This is a genomic window from Marininema mesophilum, assembly GCF_900106775.1.
Classification (GTDB): domain Bacteria; phylum Bacillota; class Bacilli; order Thermoactinomycetales; family DSM-45169; genus Marininema; species Marininema mesophilum.
In genome coordinates, this window is record NZ_FNNQ01000006.1 from 143,009 (window position 1) to 165,514 (window position 22,506).

The following is a 22,506-nucleotide window of genomic DNA, read 5'->3' on the forward strand; positions in this document are numbered from 1 at the left end:
AAGAGATGTGGCTCAGTAGATGTCGGGCCTGTTATTTTGCCGGCACCTTGCCCTTATTCAGCGGACAGAAGACACAGGGATGGGTATCGATTGGAATGGATAAAATCCTATTGACACGACATACTTCTTGATAATATACGTGTATTTAAGGTGCATGGGAGGGCTAATGGTTAATGTATCAAGCACATTTTTAGCCAAAGGAAACAGGATAAAAGGATTGCATCCGGAAAGCCTAAGAACTTGCTCTAGTAGTGAGAGAAGAAACGCGAACTACACAACTTATAATTAACCATTGAGAATGTCTATCCGACATCAGCTGCTATAGTTCCCTGATAAAGCCCAGGAATATTTTCTATTAAAACAGTTGGATTGGTTATGATGATGACTGAGAGAGATTAACTAATCCAGACGTATTCGAGATAAACACATGTAACAGTATTATAAATAGAATATGGAAATAGTGCTTTATGCATGCGATTCACCATCAAAAATAATCTTGGAATACACTGCGGTTGTGACAGTTCATCCATTCTCTTCCCGTGCCATCTTAAGGTAGATCCTTTGGAATTTTTCTCTAGCCCTGACTAATTGGGAACCTATAGACGCTTTCTTGACCTGAATGGCTTGGGCGATTTCTCCATAATCAAAACCCTCATAGCGCAGAAGCAATAGTTTTCGTTCCTTTTCATCAAGCTGAGTCAAGGCACGACGAACTGCTCTAACATCCTCTTCTCTCATCCATTCGCTCTCTATCGTAGAGAAAACTCTTGGTAAACGTTCCTTTTCTTTTTCGATCCTTGCCTGATGTCTTTCCTCTGTTCGTAAATAATTATAAACACCATTAATAGCTGCTTTTGCTAACCAAGCTTTTATACTTTCAATTTCAGTTCGATCTTTGTGATATAGTCTGATAAATATCTCTTGTGTAATATCCTCTGCGCTTGACTGATTCGGAATGTGACGCATTACTAGACGTACTGCGTAAGGATAGTAACGGCGAAAAAATACTTCAAATGATTCGCTTTTCGTTAACAGATCGGACTCTTCCCGTATAGTGGCGCGATCCATTTCTCTTTATTCTCCTTCCTCAGTATAAGTCAGAATAAATAGTTTTTATCTGTAAATATACCTATTTTTGCAGAGTATCCTTTTGTTAACTTTTACTTCCTCATCGCCCCAATCACTAAACATGGAAAATAATTCATCTTCTGGAGTGGATTTTACCTCTCATCGAAAAAGAAAAGTGGCTTCTCTATGGAAGCCACTTTTCTCCTTCTATTCATTCAGTTAGTGGATGGATTTCGCTAATTTTAGAAGATCTTTTGCAGAAACATTTCCTTCACCTTGTAATTTCCGTAAAGTATCTCCTTCTTTCCAGTATAGTGTCCGATTAAACCCGTCGCCGTGTTGATCCTTCTGCTTGAATTGGAGGAAACCTTCTTCTCCATTCATATTCTGCCAATCACGCCCTACTAGCTGTTTCAGGATATTCTGTGGAATGATTGAGATGAGTTTACTGTTCTTCAGTTTCTCTAAAGGCTGGTTGTTCTTCAGTGCCAGCAGTTTTTCTTTATCAATATTGGTATCGATTTGTGGAATCTTTGTTTCCTCATAAGAAATGAGGCCATGAGCAGAATTGTTTTTTGAGAACTTTGTGCTGACTGCTTCGGATTGGTTCACAGTAACTTTCTTACCATCTAGCTCATTTCCTAATTGTACGTCTACATTTAATTTTCGTAATAGGTCGTTGATCTGATTTGCATTTAATGTAAATTCTACACTATAAGGGTTCTTTACGGAAATCCCATCAAAGCGATACCCTTGAGGGGTTGAGAGGGGCAGATCATAGCCCGCTTTTTTAGCCTGTTCGACTGACGTATAAGATTTAGAGGCAGGCTCATCCCGTTTAATATCATAACTACCCAACTCTTTTAAATTGGATAGGGTTATACCCTCTTTCTCTAGCGCTGATTTCATTTGGGCTAGATCAGTATCCGTAACTCGAATGATATTATTCTTTGCCTTTTGAATCTTTGCAGGTTGAATCTTATTGCTCACCGCAGCTTGAATCTGTGGAACACTCAAAGCACCTGCTAATATAATGGCGGAAGCCACCCCAGATACTAGTGTTTTGGTGAGTTTGCCCATAGATCTCATTCTCCTTCCCCATTTTTAAATTTGGTATTCTGTAAAATATAAGTAGTATGGGTCCTCTCCTTCCTTCTCTTAAATTTCCTTATACTTACTAGAACCCATAAAAGTAAGTTTTATGACATGATTCCACTTCCATTATTTAGGTTAAAATTTGTCGCTGTTTGAAAGGGATAGATGTAAATGTCACGAGTGCATAGAAAAACTAGCAGCTTTTTTGGAAGTTGAAAAAGGGCTAATAGGTTAAAGCCCGCCACTATCGCGCAATTAGTTAGGAATAGTTTACGGAGAATGGTCGGACGACCCTACCAAGTGATGAAGGTACCCATTATGCGAAAAGTGGTATACAATAAGAGTATAAAAATATTTGATATTTGCATAAGAATAGAGTTATAGCGAATTGATTTTGTAACCCTATTGTAGTGAGAAAGCGAAGAATGACAATATATGGAAAAAGCGGCGATTTTATACGGGGGGTGAAAGGAACCATGAAAGCTTGGATGATTAAAGAGATTTCCTCCATTTCTATTATTTTGGTTCAGATGCAGGCATGCTGTGGGTTGTTTCGTGTGTCCAAATCGGTTATTCCCCATCCTTGCTTTTATGGCGGGATTCCTTACCCAACCCATCATCGGCTACGTAGTTGATCGTAAGCTGAAAAAGGGCTCTGGGCAGGTATTCTGCCTGGGGTCTTTTTTGTTGTATAAAGCCTTTCTTTGAAATAATGAAAAGAGGGAATATCATGCGTTTGCGTGATTGGGATCAAAATCTAAAGGCACGATTATATGGTGAAGGGTTGATTAACATTCTTTATTGGATGTTCTTTCCCTTTATGGCTGTGTATTTTTCAGATGCTTTTGGGAAAGAGGTAGCAGGTATATTACTTGTTGTCTCTCAACTTTTGGGTGTTTTGGCCAACTTAATTGGTGGTCGGTGCGCAGATCGTTTTGGACGTAAACGCATCATGCTCATCTCCACCATCGGAGAAGCACTATGTTTCTTATTATTTGCTTTTGCAAATTCACCGTGGTTTGATTCTCCTGTGTTAAGTTTCATTTGTTTTGCTGGATTGGGCATATTTAACATGTTATATTATCCTGCTAGTGACGCTATGATCGCTGACTTAGTAGAACCAAAGCATCGCAATGAAGTGTTCGCTGTTTTTCACACAGCTGCCAGTATGGCTATAGTAATAGGACCCATATTAGGTGGTTTTCTTTTTTTCAGTCATTTCTTCGCTTTACTTTTAGCTTCTGCTGGAGCCTCTTTTTTACTTGCTGCTATGATTGCATGGTATGTTCGAGAAACTGCTGTTTCTCATTCGTTAGCTAAGGGAGAATCAGTGGATAAAAGGCAATGGAAACAGATGATCGTTGATCAACTCAAGGATTATGGGGTTATAGTCAAAGACCGTAACTTTATGTTGTTTATTATTGCAGGGATATTAATTGCCCAGACGTTTATACAATTGGATTTAGCCGTTGCGGTTTATGTCACGCAAGCTATTCCCGTACAAAAATTATTTTCCTTAGGAATATGGTCTGTGTATACTGGTGGAGCAACTTTTTTTGGTTGGCTTATCGCCTTAAATGGCATTCTCGTCGTCTTATTTACTGTTTGGGTTAACCGGTGGGTTTCTCAGTTCCCCGTGGGAAGGATTTTTATCGTTTCCTCGCTAATGTATGGAGTTTCGATGCTTATATTTGGTAGCTCCACAGCCCTTTGGGTGGCGATTGCTGCTGTTGTTTTTCTTACCATTGCGGAACTATTGGTGATTGGGCTTCAGGAAAGCTTTGTCTCTGAATTGTCTCCAAAACATATGCGAGGTCAATATTTTGCTGCCTCTAGTCTGCGCTATTCTATCGGTCGAACCTTTGCTCCTATGGCCATACCATTAGCAGATTGGGTAGGATACTTCTGGATGTTTTTTATCCTTGGTGGAATTGCTTTTACTGGAGCCTGGGTATATCACATCCTCTTCCGCCGTTTAAAACAAGAAACAGGGTAACTGGAAAATAGTAAACGAGTATAGCTAGATATAAAATATATTACTAGCACTACTGTTGACTGAGGGCCTATTTCCGTTTCTACAAAGAGGAATGGAAATGGGTCTTCGGTTACTTTACATATTTTACATAAATATTCAAACCTGAAATAAAATAAGAACTCTTTTAAGCAGAGGAAATACAATGATATACTTATAGAGAAAAGAAAATATTGGATTTACTTTATTTTAGCGAATACATTGGAGAGGATGAGTGACATGTTTGGTAAAGTAGCCGCTGATGTCCTTGGACTAAGTGATGTAGGTGCCGTTATTAAGCCACAGGATTACGATAAAGTAGACTCGGACGATTATGTACTTCATGAAGATGGAGAGAAGATTTACTTTTTAATCAAGTCAAAATCAGATGAGTATTGCTTCACAAATAAAGCGTTGATCCATCTGGATGGTACTAGTGCGACCAGTAAGAAACGGATGCTACGACGCTATGATTACCATGCAAATCGTATCTCCGATGTGATGTTAGAGACAGCTGGCACTATGGATAGAGATGTAGAAATTAAATTCACATTGGGCTCCATCAACTACTCTATCGATGTAAATAAAAATCAGCTGGAAGAGTTAAAGGATCTTTATAAGTCGTTAATTCGCATCTCGGAAATCACCTCTGACAACGCGGCTTCCTTGAACTTTGCAAACCAAAGCCTAGAGTTAGCATCCGCCGCACTCGGCCGAATGGGCAAAACAGATGGGAACTTGGTTGAGGAGTTTACAGGTATGAATCAAGTTGCCTTTGACTGGTTGGAAGAGACTCGGTTAAGATATCGGATCAAGGATTTCGGTTTTGTTTTTGAGCGCTATATTAATATGTAATGGTAAGTGGATAAAAACAAGAGAGGTCCTTCAAACGAAGGGGCCTCTCTTGTTTTTTGGAAGCATAGCGGAAGAGAAAATAATTTCGTAAATGCGAACAAATATTCTTGATAGAACCTCCACGGGTAATATAGGGATTGTTCCCCTCCGAACCTCTTCGTCATCAGCGATGACAGCGGAGAAACAGGTAGTAATATACTATGTTACCCTAGAAGGTGAGGTACAGATGGTGATATGCCTTTCTTATACCATACTTAGGGTTATTCTATCAAAGTTTTCGTCAGAAGGGAGTTGGAACCAATATGGCTATGAATAATGGTGTTTTAACAAGAAACCAGTTGTTAACAGCTGCATCCAATATAGTAAGTGAAAAAGGGGTATCAAAGCTTACCCTTGAGGCGGTAGCAAACCAAGCAGGTGTTAGTAAAGGTGGATTGTTCTATCATTTCCCTAGTAAAGAAGATCTAGTTCAAGCAATGATTGATGAGTTATCCGTTGACTTTAAGAATGATATGAAAGATAACCTTCAGGCCTTTCATGGAAAAGGGCAATGGACCCGAGCTTATGTGGAGACGATGTTCATGAGGGTTGATGATGGTTTAAAGATGAGTTCAGCGCTTTTTGCTTCGATGTTTACCAACCCAAAATTAATGGAAAAAGCCCAACTTCAGTATAAAGGGCTTCAAGAACAGATACAGAATGATCAAATAGACCCCGTCCATTCGACTATCGCAAGGCTTGCCGCTGATGGTTTACGGTTTGCAGAAATGTTTGGACTAGCACCATTGGATAAAGAAACGAGGGATAAAGTACACGGTGAGTTGACGAAAATAATAACAAAGGGTGGTATATAACGTTTTGATAGAAGCCTACCTTTTTTACATGAGGTTTAGGAAGTAAGTGAATTAGAAATTGAGTTAGTAGGGATAAAAATTTACCTTTGGCGGGTAGGTTTTTTCTTTTTGGAGAAGCTTACCCTAAATCCAACTAATTACCTTGTTTTACCTGCAATAAAAGCCTTGCAATAAAACCGGTTAATCGGTATATTTAATTTGTGGATCACTACTTAGAATAGAAAGAAAAAAGGGTTACCACAAAAGAGGAGGAATGTAAAGCATGAGAAAGAAGATTGGTGAGAAAAGTGTGAAAATGATGAAAATGATGACTGTCTTCGCTTTGGCTTTAGCTTTTGTCTTCAGTGGTGGATTCATTGGCCCGGTGAAAGCCTCGGCTGCACCAGACAATGAGAAAAAGCTACCCGAAAAGTATATTCAAGGATATAAGATCGATAAAGATGGTAAAAAAACACCGGTTTATAATACGGATAACGCACCCAAAGGTAAAGTTGCACCAAAAGCAGATGAACCCACTAGTCCATATGCGGCCAATTACCCTAAATTATCCGAAGATCCCTATGCGCCTGCACTGGAAAGCGGAACGACTAAAACTGACCCACCGGGGAAAATAGGAGATATCGTATATTTTAAACTAAATGGTGTACAAGCACACTTTAATGGGTCAGAGGAGTTCACAGATGCTGGAGTTTATTTAGAAAAAAAATCGGATGGCACCATTGAAAAGGGGCTCTATGAAGTGAAAACAGGTGCAACAAACACTGCCCCACTTGAGAAACTAAATGAGGAGAGGGCTCAGAACGGCGAAGCATGGATGGTAGAAAAATATGGACCATCGATGGCTTGGAGTAAAGCTTTTGATGGAACCTCCAAGTTAAAAAGAGAGAGCAAATTTAAATTACTTGGAACAAGCACCGTTGCCAATTCAGCAGAGTGGTGGTCTGGGCTAGATATTGAACATGGTGTATCGGAAACAGAATCATATAGTCTTGCATGGACTATTGGCTTCAAGCTTAGTATTGAAGCAGGTGGCGGTTTTGTACCAGGGAAAACAACAACAGAATTTAGTACGCAGTTAACGAATACATTTGGCCAAGAGACTACTATTTCGGATAAAGTAACATATAAAGATCAAACTAAAGTACCAAAAGCTGATAATCCAGCTTATCAATATGATGTCTATCGAGGAGCATTGTATCAATTAACGAACACTTATACCCTTGAACCTGGAACCGGTTTACAAGAACTGATCAACGCTGAGGAATTTCCGGGAGACTTCGGTTTTAAACAAGGGTTGGCTAATCCTTCATTCCAATATAATAGCAAAGAACTGTATTATCCCGTAACACCGGGTTCCCATCTTGGACCTGGGGGACAATAATTCCAAAAAAAACCTAGTTAAAACAACTTCTACTTCCTATTAGCGATTGTAAAAGCCCGATGGTTAAAAAGTAGAGTAGCAGGATAGAACCCTCGCTACTCTACTTTTTTATGGCCTTCATCACCATTGACAATGTAGGTAGGCTTTTACCTCTTGGAGCCTTTTTTATCTTTGCGAGCGGGAAAATCTCTAACTTCAGCAATGGGGGAAAAAAGTAGCGATAGACGTCAGACTATCTTTCTGTTCTTTTTTCGCTTCTCATGGGGAGTGTTTTGACCTGAGATGGGTGTATTAAATTCCATCCTTTTTTCGATGAATGGAATTGAACTACTTTTTCTTAGCCAAATGCCACTAGCTGATAACAAACTAGCTAACCCAATCCAGGGGAGGGCATAGGAGTTACTCCAGTCCACGAACAGTCCAAAGAAAAAAGGTGCCATGATGATCGCTACCTGATTGATTGTTAAGGCGTAGCTTACCGTCAAACCAACGGAATGTTCTTTTGCCTTTTCGCCAATTTCTACAATGTAGAGGCTGTACCATCCGACTCCAAAAAATCCTAGCCATGAACAGACTACATATATGCACCAAATAGGTATTTTTTCTGGCAAGACCACCAAGACCACCAGGCCAACTACGGACATCCATAAAATCATCTCTAAGGGTTTAATACGATTGCCCTTCCATATCGTATCACTTAACCAGGCTAAGGTTATCCGACCAAGCATGCCGAATAACAGACAAAGAGATAGCATGAATCCAGTGGAAACGAGTGTCATATGCTCTATTTTGCTTTTTAGATAAAGCATCAAGTGGGCGACTAAGACCATTTGAAATGATATGAGAGAAAACCCCGAAAATAATAGTGGATAGAGGCTTTTCTTGCGAGATAGATTTCGTAGTTCTCCAATAAAGTTAACATGTTGCGTGGGTATTTTACTCTCTTTAACAGGATCTCGATAGATTAGAAGAAACATCAGTCCACCTATAAAGGCTGATGAGGCTTGTAATTGAACAGCGATTGGCCAATCATATCGAACGCTTAACAATGGGATCAACCAACCAGCCAATGCTCCTCCAATGGGGATGCCGGCTTGACGGATGCCTGTAGCAAGTCCTCGCTGGGAAGAATCAAACCACTTGATCACGACTTTGTTACCACCAGGTTGTGCGGTCCCATAGAAAATCCCGACTAATAAAAGAGTGACTAAGAGAGACAGATAACTACTCAGTAGAGAGGATACCCCCATCGTAAGTCCCAGCAAAATCGACCCGACGCCTACAATCCATCGCTCTCCATGCTGATCTAATGCACGACCAATAAATAACATCGACATGAGCGGCCCAATATTGACCATCGATATAAGCAAACCTACCTGTGCTTGAGATAGTGAAAAAGTTTGTTGCCATATAGCAGCTAACGGTCCAACCCCATAGGTTACAAAGGTAGCAGTCGCTTGAGTCCCAGTGGCCAATCCAAGGACCATCCAGCGGAATTTTTGCGAAGAAGATGAAAAATACATAGAATTATACTCCCACGTTAAATTATATTGTCTTCGTATTTTCAAGAAGATATTAATGGTAGTTTAAATAGGGGAGCGTATCCTGTAAAATTACTGGTTGTGATCTTTCCTATCACAAAAAATGATCTGGAGGTGCTGTTGGTGGATATTCGCGATCTGCAAATTTTCCAAACAGTATCCCGCCATAAAAGTGTGACTAAAGCGGCAAACGAGCTAAATTATGTACAATCCAATGTCACCAATCGAATTAATCGCTTGGAACAGGAGTTAAACGCGCAGTTGTTTCACCGGAGTGGGAAAGGGATGTCGTTAACTTCTGCTGGAAGAAATCTCATCCAATACGCGGATCCGATTTTAGAGATGGTGAATGAGGCAAAAAATGCGTTTCTTATTCCCCAAGGTCCATTAAAATTGGGCTCTACCGAATCAACTGCCGCGGTTCATCTTCCCTCGTTATTAATGAAGTATCATGAAGCTTATCCGCAAGTGGATGTATCCTTGACCACCGCTTCTTCTGAAGAGTTAATAAAACGAGTGCTGCATTATGAATTAGATGGCGTTTTTGTTGTTGGCCCTATCAATCACCCAGAGTTAAAAGCATTCACCTTTATGGAAGAAGAGCTAGTGTTGATTTCATCTCCGCATCATCCTCCTATTCATTCAGCAAGGGATCTTCAACATGAGACCCTACTCGTTTTTGATGTGGGATGTTCCTATCGTTCCAGGTTGGAACAGTGGTTAAGCGATGAGAAGGCCCATTCGGTTAAGAGGATGGAATTGAGCACGTTAGAGGGATTGTTTCGTTGTGTAGAATCTGGTTTTGGAGTTGCTTTAGTAACGCGATCAGTAGCACAAGAATATAAACGTGGAGAAATAAAACTCCATCCCCTCTCGACGGATTATCATCAGTCCACGACCGTTTTCATCCAACGAAAGGATCGTTATCAATCTCCTGCATTGAGCCGATTGGTAGAGTTGATGGAGAATGAGTGAAAGGATATATACAAAAACCTCTCTATTGATGAGCTACTTCTGTGTGGAAGTAATCATCATAGAGAGGTTTTATTATCCTATCGCTGTAATCTATGTCATCCAACCTTTTCGTGCCCAGACACCATACACCAAGCTGTAAGTGACGATGATGATACCAAATAATGAGCCGAAGAAGGGGATTTGATCCATTCCATTAAGTACTTGAAAGGTTATTTCACTATTCATCACAAAAAATTGAAGGGTGTTAGGTGCATACAGTGTAGCTAAAATCGTAGCGATGGTCGAAAAGAAAGCGAGAATAGCATTGGGCATAATGGAGCTAATTAGACTGGCGATACCAAGGAGGGCAAGGTAGATCAAGAAGAAGATAAGGTAGTAAAGAAGACTATAACCAAAGGCTCCTAGGATGGAGTAGGATGGACCATCAGGGTAGAAAGTGACGGTACTTGGAGCTGAGTATAAAAGCCATCCGGCGATGTGGCCGAAGATATAGGCTACGGTAAGAAAGATAGCGGTGATAGCTGCCATAGAACCCCATTTGGCAAACAGGAGATGCTTTCTAGCTTGCGGGCGAATGAGGATCAGACGGTAAGCCCCTGAACTATATTCCCCGTTAAAACTATCTATAAAAAACATGGGGAGCATGACAAAGGAGAGAATGAATCCTAACTCCTTGATTAGAAAGACAGGGAAGTTCAATGCATGAAGTTGTGTATCAAGTTGGGCTGTGTAAAAGCCGATACCCCCTCGGTGGAGCAAGAAGGTGGACATTCCCAATAGTAGGATGAAGATCCCTAAGCTGACCATCGTTTTACGACGTGCCCAAATACGCTCCCACTCACTCATAAATAACTCGCTCAATGATGATTCCTCCCTTTAAATAAAACGATCTTTTTTGGTGAAGAGAAGGTAAGCGCCTGTGCCAAAAATCAAGGTGTATACAAGGAGAACCCCTGCATTAAAGAAGAGTAACTTTGGTTCATCAGCCAGAGCCAACGCAATTCCCTGATATTGAATCTCGGTGAGGGAGAGAAAGTACCAGGCAGGATTAATGGCCGGTTTTAATCCCTGGGTAAAGGTGTGTAGGAATTGAGAATAGCCAACGGAGACAAGTAGATAGCCAAGAGTAAGGCCGATGGCTGTGGTTGTGGTTTGACTGATGACAGCAAAAAAGGTGATGACCGCAGAAATGGCAATTAGTGTTAAAAAGGCAAAGCCATAGTAACGCAGGTTGTATAACAAAGCTGAGGTATTAGAGACGGGGTCATCATGTAAGAAGAGCATCAGGTGAGAGGAACTATCAAACATCCAGCTTCCAAAAGCATAGCTGAGAAGAAAATAGAAGGCATTAAAGAGGAACATGATGATCATCACATTGATCCACTTGGCAAAAAATAATTGAGTGAAGGTGTACGAACGGATCATGACCATGCGAAGTTGCCCTGTGCGATATTCCTCAGTGATAGAGAATACGAGCAGGAGGAGAAGCGTCATATTAAAGACGGATAACAGTTGTTCGGCGAGGGCGAGTATTGGGAAATTATCCATCAAGGCAAATTCGGGGCTGTCTGGCTTTAGATTATCGTTCAGCCCTTGATAATAGTGACCAGTAACAAAGAGGACGAGGGGGATGGCCGCAAATAAGATCCAGGTGATTTTGCGACTCCAGATACGTTGCCATTCACTTGCAATCAGGGAGATCATGAGCTCATCATCTCAACGAAGGCGTCTTCCAGACGCTTTTGTTTTTTCTCTACACTAAGTATTTGGATGCCATTTTCAATTAAGTGGGTGTTTAAGATAGCGAGATCCTCTTCATGGATCTCCACGTATATTTGATTTCCTTCGATATGATCGACAGGGTAGTGCTTCTTAATGAACGGAGCGGCTTTATCAATTGGAGTGAGGGTGAAGGCATAAAGGGGTTTTCCTGAGAGGCTCTCCATCTCACCCTGCCACACTAATTTTCCATTTTTGATAACCACGAGATGATCACATAACTGTTGCAACTCATCTAAAAGGTGACTGGAGATGAAAAAGCTGATCCCGGTTTCTTCCCGCAGTTTTAGGATGAGGCTACGCAATTCCCGCATCCCCATTGGATCCAATCCATTGGCGGGTTCATCAAGAATAATCACTGAGGGATTACCGAGCAGTGCTTGGGCGATTCCGAGACGTTGTTTCATTCCTAGCGAATAGGTTCCTACTTTTTGATCTGCAGCATGGGAGAGTCCTACTTTCTCCAACACTTCTTTCACGCGACTTTTTCGTTGTGCTCCTTTTAATTGAGGATGTAGTCGGGCCAGGTTGAGGAGTGCTTTTCTCCCAGTTAGGTAGGGGAAGAAGATGGGGGACTCTACAATCGCTCCGATGTTCATCAGTGCCTTGGTACGATTTTGCGTAACACTGATGCCGTTGATGGAAAGGTCTCCTTTGGTAGGGTGGATAAGCCCTGTTAATAATCGGATCAGGGTTGTTTTACCTGCACCATTGGGGCCAAGGAAACCGCAGATTTGTCCTTTTTTTATGGAGAAGGACATCTGATCGATCAAGGTACGAGAGCCGACGCGCTTGGTAACATTTTTTGCCTCTAAAACATTCATCCTATCACTCCTCATAGGGTGGTTTAATTTATTTGTCGTATTAGTGTACTAATCAAACAGTACAATATTGTATTAGCGTAATAATACACGATGGCGGATAAATCTGTCAACTGTTTTTTGTAACTTTTTTTCCGAAAAAAGGATTCTACCTTCTAGTGTTATCGAGTAGATCCGCTATGGTAGGTCTATTTACTAGAAGAAAAGGCATCGTTTTATTAGATGAAAAATTGCTAACTTTACTACTATTTTTTAACCTTCCAGATTGAATATGGTTAGAGATGAATTGAGGAATGTGCCTTGATTACTTAAAAGAAAGGACAGATAAATGAAATCATTATGGATAAAACGAGGTTTTCTCTTTCTATTCGGGTTTCTACTAGTTAGTTATCCCTTTCATACCAGTTATGCCAATGAAGGGGATGTAAACGATGTAAAGTCCACGTTGAAAATCAATCGTAGTCATATGGCCAAAAAGAATGGCACATCCAAAGCAGAAGTGTTGGATGAGATTCGGGGCTATACCCCTTTTCATATTCGAAAAGCGTATGGTCTGGATCAAGTGAAGGAAACGGGAAAAGGACAACATATCGCAGTCGTCGTCGCCTATGGGAGTCCAACGATAAAAAAAGATCTTGCTGTGTTTAGTGAGAAGTTTAGTCTGCCAAAAGCAAAGCTGAAGATTTATTACCCAGAGGGAAAGCCAACAGAAACAAACCCCCGTTGGGTCACAGAGACTGCCATGGATGTACAGTGGGTACATGCCATCGCTCCCAAAGCTAAAATCTCCCTCGTCGTTGCTAAGGATAAGGAGATTCCACATTTAGTAAAGGCGATAAAGTTAGCTACTGCACTAGGGGCCAATGTCGTTTCTAATAGTTGGGGTTCCTTTGAGGATGAAGAGGCACACAAATGGGACTCTACTTTTAGCAACAAAAAAGTGACCTATGTCGCCTCAGCAGGTGATTATGGGAAAGGGATATTGTGGCCGGCCTCTGCACGCAATGTACTGGCAGTTGGAGGGACCACCCTCCGTATGGAGCAAAGTGGTAATTTTCTTAGTGAGGTTGCTTGGTCAGGTAGTAGTGGGGGAATTAGTGCCTTTACAAAGAGACCCGCTTATCAACAACTATGGGCAGAAACATTGGGTGATTTTCGAGGTGTTCCCGATGTCTCCTTTGTAGGAGATCCTATGACAGGCGCGGCTGTGTACTCTTCGACGGAGATCCAGGGGTATAAGGGTTGGTTTCTACTTGGTGGGACAAGCTTATCCACCCCTTGTTGGTCCGGTATCGTCGCATTAATTAATGAGAAACGAGCCAAGCCCTTAAGCAGTGAACAGCTGGTGAAAAGGTTGTACGCGCTAAAGGATAAAGGGGTGTATCGGGATATCGTAGCAGGCACTAATCAAGAGCATTCGGCTACTGTGGGGTACGATCTCGTCACAGGGCTTGGTAGTCCAATAGGTGCTTCATTAATTCAGGAACTACAAAAATAATAAAGGTCACTAAAAACAACAGGAAACAAGCGGATTTCCTGTTGTTTCAAAAGAAAACCTTACAGAATGTTTATGTTAATTAAGTAAATTACTAGCTCATTTTCAGGTAAATAGATTCTTATCCATATAAGATAAACACGAAGGGACAACAAAAACGCCCCCTGAGAGGAAGGAGTAAAAAATGGCAAACAACAAAAAAGATCAATTCGACCTAGATGTACAGGTGAACAAAGCAAAAGGTGATGTAGAGCCACAAATCACTTCCGTTTCCTTGTGCACCCCCGGTTGCGGCGAAACCGGTTCATTCAACAGCTACTGCTGCTAACCACCTAATCACTACTAACTAATTTGAGGAGGAATATAACCATGGCAAACAACAAAAAAGATCAATTCGACCTAGACGTACAGGTGAACAAAGCAAAGGGCGATGTAGAGCCACAAATCACTTCCGTTTCCTTGTGTACCCCCGGTTGCGGCGAAACTGGTTCATTCAACAGCTACTGCTGCTAACCGCCTAATCACCACTAACTAATTTGAGGAGGAATACAACCATGGCAAACAACAAAAAAGATCAATTCGACCTAGACGTACAGGTGAACAAAGCAAAAGGCGATGTAGAGCCACAAATCACTTCCGTTTCCTTGTGTACCCCCGGTTGCGGCGAAACCGGTTCATTCAACAGCTACTGCTGCTAATAAAAGGAAAAGAGGCGGAACATCTGAAAGGATGTTCCGTTTCTACTACATATGAAGGAGGTAAGAATATGGCTTCATCACTTGATACTCATCGGACCCATCGCAAGAAAAAACGGAGTGTTTATCGTCCGCTTGATTTTTTTATGTTTAGAAGCCCACTTTTACCCTTCGATATCTTTGAACGATTACAACAAAGCGATTCCAATCGTGTTTTGAAGGAATTGGTACAAGATCCGAAGATTAAAGAGGCGATTGCCATTGCAAGTCCATCCTTGTTTGTGGCACTAGGTAATCTAGATAGTGAAGATGCGAAGAAGAAACGGCAAGCGGAGACAAGCATCATGCGTTACTTATCCCGCATGGCTACACGATCCACCCCATTTGGGATTTTGGCTGGCCTAACTATGGGGGAGTTGGGGGATTATACCGAAGCACAATTGAACTCATCGGATCATCATATGAAGCGCACTCGTCCCGATATGGAATGGCTACTCTCCCTTGTAGCAAAGTTAGAGAAACGTTCCGATATAATTAGACAGCTTCGCCTTACTCGTAACCATGCTGTGCAATATAGTGGACGTCGCCTCATCCTTCCTTTTTCATCCGAGTGTGGTCAACAGCGCAATAATGATAATGATCTGCGTGAGTCCATCAATATTCAAGCTTCTGAACCCGTGCTACAGGTGCTTGAAGCCGCAAGGGAGTCTATTTCCTTTCCTGACCTCCTCGATCATTTGAAGGGCGTGTATCCTGATGTAGATCGTGACAGAATCGCTGGTTTAATTGAACAACTCTTTGAACAGGAATATCTCATTAGTAATCTACGACCTCCGATGACCAACCCTTCTCCTCTGCAATATCTGATTGATCAGTTAGATGGGATCATTGAGGCGACAGCAGAACGGCAATTGTTGCTAGAAATTGCACAATTAATCCGTGAATATGATGCCTTACCCATCGGTCAAGGACTGGACCAATATTTAAAGCTGAATGAAAAGATGAAAGATGTCGTGCCAAGCCTTTCCCAAGTACAGGTCGATATGCGAGTGGCGGATCAAAAAATTAGCCTTCATCGACAAGTAGGGGAAGAAGTGGCAAAGGCGGCAGAGATTCTGTGGCGGCTCTCTCTTCCACAACGGGGAGTTAGTCATTTGAAAAGTTATCATAAGGACTTTTTAGAGAAGTATGGGACGAGGCGCGAGATCCCGATATTAGAACTTCTCAATGAAGAGACTGGTTTAGGTGCCCCCAGTCCATATAAGCGCCCCAAAAGTACACGGAAGGATGACGATCTACCTGTCTTTTCAAAGGAAAAGGAATCGATTCTACTTGAGTTGATCCAAAAAGCACTTGTCACAGGATCGATTGAAGTGGAAATCACAGATGAGTTATTGAATCGACTTGAAGAAATCGAGATCGATGAAGAAGAGGCCCCATCCTCGATGGAGTTATATGTAGAGGTCATGTCCTCTTCAAAGGAAGCGATCGATCAAGGGGATTACCGTGTCGTAATGACACCCAATGCAGCTTCCCATCGAATTAGTCAATCCTTTGGAAGGTTCTTAGATCTCTTTGATGAGAATGAAGTTGAGCGGATTCGCAGTGCGGTAAAGCGAGAGGAGAATCTGTATCCCAATGCCCTGATCGTCGAAGGGAATTATCTCCCTCCTTCCGGGAGAGTCGGGAATATATCCTTGAGTCCTTCGTTGTTAAAGCAGGAATTAACGATTGGCACCAATGCCTATAGCGACGAGCGGTTGACCCTGGATGATGTATATGTTGGGGCATCCCTTGATCGTCTATACCTAAAGTCACCTAAACATAATAAAGAATTGATTATTACCTCGGGTAATATGCTCAATTTTATGAACGCACCCAATGTGTATCGATTCATGAGGGAAGTATCGATCGAAAGTGTGCGCAATGTACAGCCATTCTCCTGGGGAGAGTACGATATCGGTCCATTCCTACCAAGGGTTACCCATGGAAAAACCGTGATATATCTGGCTACCTGGAATATCAATTTGGAGCGATTGGGTCTTAAGGATGCGCAAGTAGCTCCCCACTTATGGAATGAAGCGCTTAAGCGTTGGCGTTCAGAGTGGATGGTTCCACGCTACCTCTATATGACCTTTGCCGATAACCGAATTCTATTGGATCTCGATCATGAAGATCATGTGAAGCAGATCCAAAAAGAATTGCTAACCAATAAACGAGTGGCATTGAAGGAACATGTAGGCTCGATTGATGATCGTTGGGTGACAGGTGTCGATGGAATCTATTCACAGGAGTGTCTCATCCCTGTGGAAAAATACGCGGAGACGATGCCGGAAAGTCCAGTCTTGTATCAGTATTCGGCACCGCTAGTTGTTCATAAAGACCGGGTGCGTCTACCAGGAACGGATTGGTTATATGCCAAGTTGTATGTGTCACGAAGCCGGCAGGATGATTTTATCCCACAATTTATGCAAGAGTTTGCCGACTCGATGGTGGAGAGTGGCGCTGCAAAAGATTGGTTCTATATGCGTTACGTCGATCCTGAACCGCATATTCGTATACGATTCCGTGGTGTCGAGGAGGATTTGGTCAGTAAGCTACTCCCTGCACTAAGTCGTTGGGTGGATCCATTGATGTCCGATGGAATCATCAAACGACTGATGATCGATACCTATGAACGGGAAGTGGAGCGTTATGGCGGCGTTCATATGATTCGGGATGCTGAGGATGTGTTTGCGGCCGACAGCAAATTAACAACCCATTTACTTAAATTAAGTTGGAATAAAGAGATCGATATCCCCTTGGTTGAAGTAGCGGCACTGGCGATTGTGGATCTGCTTGAGAATTTTGGCCTTTCCTATGAGGGTCAGCTAAAAATCCTCGATGAAATTGTGGATAAAGATGATTATCGTGAGGAGTTCCGTCTCCGACGTCGAGAATTGATGAAACTGATGGATCCGCGGGATAATCGGAAATCGCTTAAGGAATTCCGCAATGGTCATGTGCTTAACATGTTACTGAAGCAGCGGGCTCCGTTTTTGGCTGAGTTTGGTGAGAAGGTGAGAGCAGAAAATCCCAAGCTTTCTCTATCCAACACCCCACATCAAATTATTGGGAGTTTGATTCATATGCATTGTAACCGTCTGATGGATGTAGATCGAGGCAAAGAAGTACAAGCACTTGCCTTTGCCCGTCATACTCTCTATAGCCAAAAATACTGGAGAGATAAAGGAAGGGAAGAGCATGCCACAAACCAGTGAAATAAATGGGGCTACTAGCCCCTCTTTTCGCAATGTTATGGAGTCTTTTAAGTTTTGGCCACGCATCTTAAAGCTCCTTTGGAAAACCAATCCTCGCTACTTCATCATGGTGTTTGGGTTAAATGGGATCACCAGTTTGATTCCAGCGGCTAGCGTATTGTTGACACAAATGCTGATGACAGAAGTAGGCATTGCTAAGTATACAGAAGTGGTTCAACCGGTTTTTATCGTATTTGGTTTATTTGCTGGCATGGCTATCTTTCGAGAAATTAGCCGGATTATCAGTGATAATTATCAGGCAATCTATGCGGAACTGCTGAGTAATTCCATCAACATCCTATTAATGAAAAAAGCAGATCTCCTCCCGTTTAAATACTTCGAGGACGCGGATGCATACGATAAATTGCAACGGGCAAGGCAAGATTCTACCTTTCGTCCCTTTCAGATTTTCCAGCAGATCCTCCAAATCATCGGCGGTACCATCACCTTGTTGTCGGTGGCAGGAGTGCTGTTTTATTGGCAGTGGTGGCTAGCATTGGTCTTGCTACTGATCCCTTTAACTTCTTCTTTCTCCTTTTTGCGAGTGGGGGAAGAAGAGTTTCAAATTGATTGGAAACGAGCAGCAGAGCGTCGGAAGCAGTCCTATTTTTTGGGTCTGATGACGACGGATTCCTCGGTAAAAGAAGTGAAGGTATTTGGGATTGGCTCATTGCTTTTAAGTAAATACCAAAAATTGTATGATCGTTTTTTCAGGGAAGACAAAGGGCTTTTGCTTAAGCGAATGCGAATTACCTTGTTCTTTCAGGTTATAGGTTTTTTGGCGGTCATTGGTACTCAATTGCTTGTTGTACAACAAACCGTTGCTGGAGTTTTGACCATCGCCACGATGATGGCGTATATTCAAGCGATTGCTCAGACTCAAGCGACATCCTCCTCCCTCTTACAAACGCTTTTTGTGATGTACCAAAACAATCTTTATGTGAGTCAATTGTTTGAGTTCCTAGACATTGAAGAATCAGAAGAGACGATTGTGCAGAGACCTTATATCTCTACTAAGGAGAAGAACGATACGGGGTTTGTCTTTCAAAATGTCTCTTTCCGTTATCCTGGGACGGATCGTTATGTACTAAAGAATATTAGCTTTCAGCTAAAACCTGGGGAGACGGTAGCCATCGTCGGTGAAAATGGGTCCGGTAAAACGACGCTCGTGAAACTATTGGTTCGGCTTTATGAATTGGAGGAGGGCGATATTCTTTACAATGGTCGTTCCATCCGTTCCTACTCAGTAAAGGAGTGGCGGGAACTATTGGCGACTGTTTTCCAGGATTTCATTCGTTATGAAATGACCGCCCGTGAAAATATTGCCCTTGGGAATTGGCGTGTGGCTGAAGAGGGAGAAAAAGTAGAGTTTGCTACGAAGAACTCTGGAGCAACCACCGTCATTGAGGGTTTGCCCCATGGATTAGAAACCCAACTAGGCAAATGGTTTAAGGAAGGGGTGCAATTATCCGGCGGACAATGGCAAAAAATTGCGATTGCACGAGCGTATATGCGTGACGCAACCCTCTATGTCTTGGACGAGCCCAGTGCAGCGCTGGATCCAAAGGCAGAGAAGGAAGTCTTTGATAAATTTGCTGAGCTAACTGTGGATAAGATGGGGATCTTTATTTCACATCGCTACTCCACCGTGCGCAATGCCGATCGTATTGTTTTCATGCAACAAGGGGAGATCTTGGAAAGCGGCACCCATGCCTCCCTCATGAAGCGAAACGGTTCCTATGCAGTTCTCTATCAAATGCAAGCGGATGCGTATGTAGATTCTCAGGAGCAACAGTTAAATCCAGCTTAAATCAATGAATACTACTTCCACTGTTAAATCAAAGTCTCTGGTAAGGAGGGAATAACATGGCGACAACTGTGCGAGAGTTACCAACGAGCAGAAAAGTGACGTTACGAAAAAATGCCGAGCAGGTACTGGGTGTGATTGCAGATCGTTTGCGTAATCCAGAGTACATTCGGAAAGTAGCTCTTCATCCGAACAACGTTTCCAGTCAGGCCAAAGCTCATCCATGGGGAGAATTATCCCTCTCCCACGGTTACCCAGGTACGGCGCTATTGTATGGGGAGTTAGATAGGTTTGACCCTCAAGCAGGTTGGGATCAGGTAGCCCATCAGCATTTAGTAGCCATGCAAAGGTATTTGGAAGCGGAGGGTTTTCAGAGCATTTCTTTGTTTGGGGGGATTACAGGTGTTGCCTTTGCCACCTGGAGTGCTTCCCGAGAAGGTGAGCGTTATGGCCGTTTATTGGAACAACTCCACACCCAGATTGCCGAGTCATTACGAAAACAATTAAGGATTGAAAGAGAGAGACGCTCAAAGGAAAAAGGAGTGCTCGCTCAATGGTACGACATCATCGTCGGAATTACCGGAGTAGGTAGATATCTGCTCATCCAGAAGGATCAACCGGAGTTGAGGGAGTTACTGGATGAGATCCTACTTGATTTGGTTGAATTATCCAAACCTATTGTTGTGGAGCGACAAACGGTTCCAGGGTGGTGGATCCCCCAGCATGCTCAATTTACAGAGCATGACCGTCAATCCTTTGCAAAAGGGAACTTTAACTGTGGTCTCGCCCATGGTATTCCGGGTCCTCTCGCCCTATTATCCTTAGCAAAGCTTCAGGGCGTCGAGGTAAAGGGCCAGGTAGAGGCGATTCAGCGCATGACACAGTGGCTCCTGCAGTGGAAGCAAGAAGATGCCTATGGTTCCTATTGGTATGATCGCGTTGCTTGGGAGGAAGAAGTTGAGGGGGCTCGCTTAACCCATCGGCATCGTGAAGCATGGTGTTATGGAACTCCAGGAGTGGCACGGGCACTCTATTTTGCGGGAAAAGCATTGCAGGATGAAGGATTAAAAGAGACCAGTGTGTTGGCCTATCAATCCATCTTTAAACGTCCCGAAATCTTGTGGGATATTGACTCTCCTACCATTTGTCATGGAACAGCTGGTCTCTTGGAGATGACAGGGCAGATGTACTGGGATAGTAATGATCGTACCTTACAAATCCAACGGGATTACTTGCTCCATCGGCAATTAAAAGATTTTAATCCGGACTCCCCCTTTGGATATAAAGATTTAGAGCCCCAGCCGATTGGGTACCGGGGTTTAGATAAAGTGGGCTTGCTAGAGGGTGCCGTAGGGGTTGCCCTATCTCTGCTCTCTTGTGTGAAAGGAAAAGGAAGTGGGTGGAGCCGTTCCTTGTTACTCCACTAACAGAAAGGTAGCTAGAAGGAGGATGAAAAATGCAAGTTCCTACCCAAGTACTCGCGGATAAGAAACTGCTGGTAGGGATGACAGGATCGATCGCGGTGGCTGGTTTGCCACCGTATCTCGCTATGTTTCGCTCCTATTTTGATCAGGTACGAGTCATCATGACATACTCAGCAGAACAGATGATTCCACCCTTTACGGTATCGTTGTTCGCAGATGAGGTATATGCTCCCTCCATGGGGAAAGAGCCTATCAGCCATGTCGAATTGGCTAGATGGTCCGATCTTTTTATTATTTTGCCAGCAACGGCCAATGTGATTGGTCTAGTAGCCAATGGACTGGCTACCAACTTGTTAACCTCCACCGCTTTAGCATCCCCACAGCCGCTTATTCTGTATCCAAACATGAATTTGTTGATGTGGGATAAAAAAGCAGTTCAACGAAATGTCCAAACCATAGAAGAAGATGGCCATACCATTATTCAACCCATCCGTACCAATGCTTATGAGATCGCCTCCCGCAGTGTTCGTCCCAACCTGTTATTACCGCCATCGGATCAAGTGCTTCGTGATCTCATCCAGGTGGCTCAGACGCGGGGGAAACTAGTAGAACCTGCACAATCAGCGACGAAATCGCCTAGTAATCCATCGATTCACAGTGCGTAAGATTGTAGAGTCGTAGATTTTCAAAAAGATAGTTGAGGAGGGAGCTTAAATTGCTCTCTCTTTAATTTGAAGTGTGTATGTGGTGTATGTGACGAAGCGATCAATCAGGGCCCATCTATCGAAGGAAGTTACCTAAGTGCTATTTCAACAAGAAAAGGGTTGTTCCCTTGCACAACCTTGTGCGAGAGAACAGCCCTTTAACCTTATTATTGTGATTAGCTAGGATAAGTTGAAATTTGTTCAGGATACTAGTGATCGAAGTTCATACCCAAATCCGTGGTGGGTGATGAGCAATTGGGGGCGACTAGGGTTGTCTTCGATCTTCTCGCGTAATCGACGGATATAGACGTAAAGACTATCTAATCCGACATGACCATGAATGCCCCAAACTGCATCAATTAGTTCCATCGTTGGGCATGGAGTTCCTAACTGAGAAGATAGAGATTGCATAATTTTATACTCTGTACTGGATAAGGGATATACTTTTCCATGACGGTGGATAAGGTGTCGACGATGGTCAAACCGAACGTCTGGGGCTAGTTCAATCCATTCCCCCTTGGATGTAACAGGAGTGGAATCACCTTCCCTTAAGAGATGAAGCAATGCTTCGAAATGTTGCCGTGATTGAATGAAGATGGGCTTTACACCCGATCTCTTTGAAATCTCTTCGCAAATAGGGAAGTGATGAAGGTTTTCTGCCAAGATGATCATGTCACTCACAGTCTGCCACCTCCCATGGAT

At 42.7% G+C, this 22,506-nt stretch carries 20 protein-coding genes and 1 pseudogene; 14 read left to right on the forward strand and 7 right to left on the reverse strand.

From position 1 onward, the window contains the following. Positions 1-522: 522 nt before the first annotated feature. Both BLV90_RS07620 and BLV90_RS07625 read right to left on the reverse strand, forming a co-directional pair. Positions 523-1,068: a sigma-70 family RNA polymerase sigma factor gene (locus tag BLV90_RS07620; RefSeq protein ID WP_091738733.1), complete on the reverse strand. Its 546-nt coding sequence runs from the start codon at positions 1,066-1,068 to the stop codon at positions 523-525. Between the two features lie 219 nt (positions 1,069-1,287). Next, entirely contained in the window at positions 1,288-2,148 is an 861-nt protein-coding gene (locus tag BLV90_RS07625; RefSeq protein WP_091738736.1) for a hypothetical protein, read from the reverse strand. Between the two features lie 491 nt (positions 2,149-2,639). Between BLV90_RS07625 and BLV90_RS16200 the strand changes: the two genes are divergently transcribed. From BLV90_RS16200 to BLV90_RS07645, 5 genes are all read left to right on the forward strand, one after another. Continuing rightward, entirely contained in the window at positions 2,640-2,798 is a 159-nt protein-coding gene (locus tag BLV90_RS16200) for a hypothetical protein (protein WP_177167949.1), read from the forward strand. A gap of 95 nt (positions 2,799-2,893) precedes the next feature. Beyond that, a complete protein-coding gene (locus BLV90_RS07630; protein WP_091738739.1) occupies positions 2,894-4,159 on the forward strand; it encodes an MDR family MFS transporter in 1,266 nt (421 codons plus the stop codon). A gap of 255 nt (positions 4,160-4,414) precedes the next feature. Then, positions 4,415-5,029, forward strand: a complete 615-nt coding sequence (locus BLV90_RS07635; protein ID WP_091738742.1) for a PH domain-containing protein — start codon at positions 4,415-4,417, stop codon at positions 5,027-5,029. Between the two features lie 302 nt (positions 5,030-5,331). After that, complete coding sequence (locus tag BLV90_RS07640) at positions 5,332-5,883, forward strand: TetR/AcrR family transcriptional regulator (protein ID WP_091738745.1); 552 nt, start codon at positions 5,332-5,334, stop codon at positions 5,881-5,883. Positions 5,884-6,145: 262 nt separating this feature from the next. Beyond that, a complete protein-coding gene (locus BLV90_RS07645; protein WP_091738748.1) occupies positions 6,146-7,264 on the forward strand; it encodes a hypothetical protein in 1,119 nt (372 codons plus the stop codon). 227 nt (positions 7,265-7,491) lie between these two features. Here the strand turns inward: BLV90_RS07645 and BLV90_RS07650 are convergent, their stop codons facing one another. Next, positions 7,492-8,787 carry an MFS transporter gene (locus BLV90_RS07650; RefSeq protein ID WP_091738751.1) on the reverse strand — a complete coding sequence of 432 codons (1,296 nt, stop codon included), beginning with the start codon at positions 8,785-8,787 and terminating at the stop codon, positions 7,492-7,494. Positions 8,788-8,928: 141 nt separating this feature from the next. Here BLV90_RS07650 and BLV90_RS07655 point away from each other — a divergent pair, with 141 nt between their 5' ends. Continuing rightward, a complete protein-coding gene (locus BLV90_RS07655; RefSeq protein ID WP_143035016.1) occupies positions 8,929-9,780 on the forward strand; it encodes a LysR family transcriptional regulator in 852 nt (283 codons plus the stop codon). A gap of 90 nt (positions 9,781-9,870) precedes the next feature. On the opposite strand, the gene BLV90_RS07660 is transcribed toward BLV90_RS07655, so the two are convergent. The 3 genes and pseudogenes from BLV90_RS07660 to BLV90_RS07670 all read right to left on the reverse strand — a co-directional run. Next, the gene (locus BLV90_RS07660; protein WP_091738757.1) at positions 9,871-10,641 is read right to left on the reverse strand and encodes an ABC transporter permease; all 771 of its coding nucleotides are present in this window, start codon (positions 10,639-10,641) and stop codon (positions 9,871-9,873) included. 15 nt (positions 10,642-10,656) lie between these two features. After that, positions 10,657-11,484, reverse strand: a complete 828-nt coding sequence (locus tag BLV90_RS07665) for an ABC transporter permease (protein WP_091738760.1) — start codon at positions 11,482-11,484, stop codon at positions 10,657-10,659. 218 nt (positions 11,485-11,702) lie between these two features. Next, positions 11,703-12,383: pseudogene (locus tag BLV90_RS07670) on the reverse strand (ABC transporter ATP-binding protein); the annotation flags it as partial. A gap of 325 nt (positions 12,384-12,708) precedes the next feature. On the opposite strand from BLV90_RS07670, the gene BLV90_RS07675 reads away from it, so the two are divergent. The 8 genes from BLV90_RS07675 (at position 12,709) to BLV90_RS07710 (ending at position 21,765) form a co-directional block, all read left to right on the forward strand. Further along, on the forward strand, positions 12,709-13,878 hold the full coding sequence (locus BLV90_RS07675) for a S53 family peptidase (protein WP_091738765.1): 1,170 nt from the start codon (positions 12,709-12,711) through the stop codon (positions 13,876-13,878). Positions 13,879-14,059: 181 nt separating this feature from the next. Further along, positions 14,060-14,203, forward strand: coding sequence for a gallidermin/nisin family lantibiotic (locus BLV90_RS07680; RefSeq protein WP_091738768.1), 144 nt, complete (start codon positions 14,060-14,062; stop codon positions 14,201-14,203). 41 nt (positions 14,204-14,244) lie between these two features. Continuing rightward, positions 14,245-14,388: a gallidermin/nisin family lantibiotic gene (locus tag BLV90_RS07685; protein WP_091738768.1), complete on the forward strand. Its 144-nt coding sequence runs from the start codon at positions 14,245-14,247 to the stop codon at positions 14,386-14,388. A 41-nt stretch (positions 14,389-14,429) separates the two neighbouring features. Beyond that, positions 14,430-14,573 (forward strand): gallidermin/nisin family lantibiotic, encoded by a 144-nt coding sequence (locus tag BLV90_RS07690; protein ID WP_091738768.1) that lies wholly within the window; start codon positions 14,430-14,432, stop codon positions 14,571-14,573. Between the two features lie 68 nt (positions 14,574-14,641). Next, positions 14,642-17,830, forward strand: coding sequence for a lantibiotic dehydratase (locus BLV90_RS07695; protein WP_091738771.1), 3,189 nt, complete (start codon positions 14,642-14,644; stop codon positions 17,828-17,830). Then, positions 17,814-19,679, forward strand: a complete 1,866-nt coding sequence (locus BLV90_RS07700; RefSeq protein ID WP_091738774.1) for an ABC transporter ATP-binding protein — start codon at positions 17,814-17,816, stop codon at positions 19,677-19,679. The genes BLV90_RS07695 and BLV90_RS07700 overlap by 17 nt, the downstream gene beginning before the upstream one ends. Before the next feature lie 56 nt (positions 19,680-19,735). After that, positions 19,736-21,103 (forward strand): lanthionine synthetase C family protein, encoded by a 1,368-nt coding sequence (locus BLV90_RS07705; protein WP_091738779.1) that lies wholly within the window; start codon positions 19,736-19,738, stop codon positions 21,101-21,103. 29 nt (positions 21,104-21,132) lie between these two features. Then, complete coding sequence (locus tag BLV90_RS07710) at positions 21,133-21,765, forward strand: flavoprotein (protein ID WP_091738782.1); 633 nt, start codon at positions 21,133-21,135, stop codon at positions 21,763-21,765. A 240-nt stretch (positions 21,766-22,005) separates the two neighbouring features. On the opposite strand, the gene BLV90_RS07715 is transcribed toward BLV90_RS07710, so the two are convergent. After that, positions 22,006-22,476: a winged helix-turn-helix domain-containing protein gene (locus tag BLV90_RS07715; protein ID WP_091738918.1), complete on the reverse strand. Its 471-nt coding sequence runs from the start codon at positions 22,474-22,476 to the stop codon at positions 22,006-22,008. Positions 22,477-22,506 lie beyond the last annotated feature (30 nt).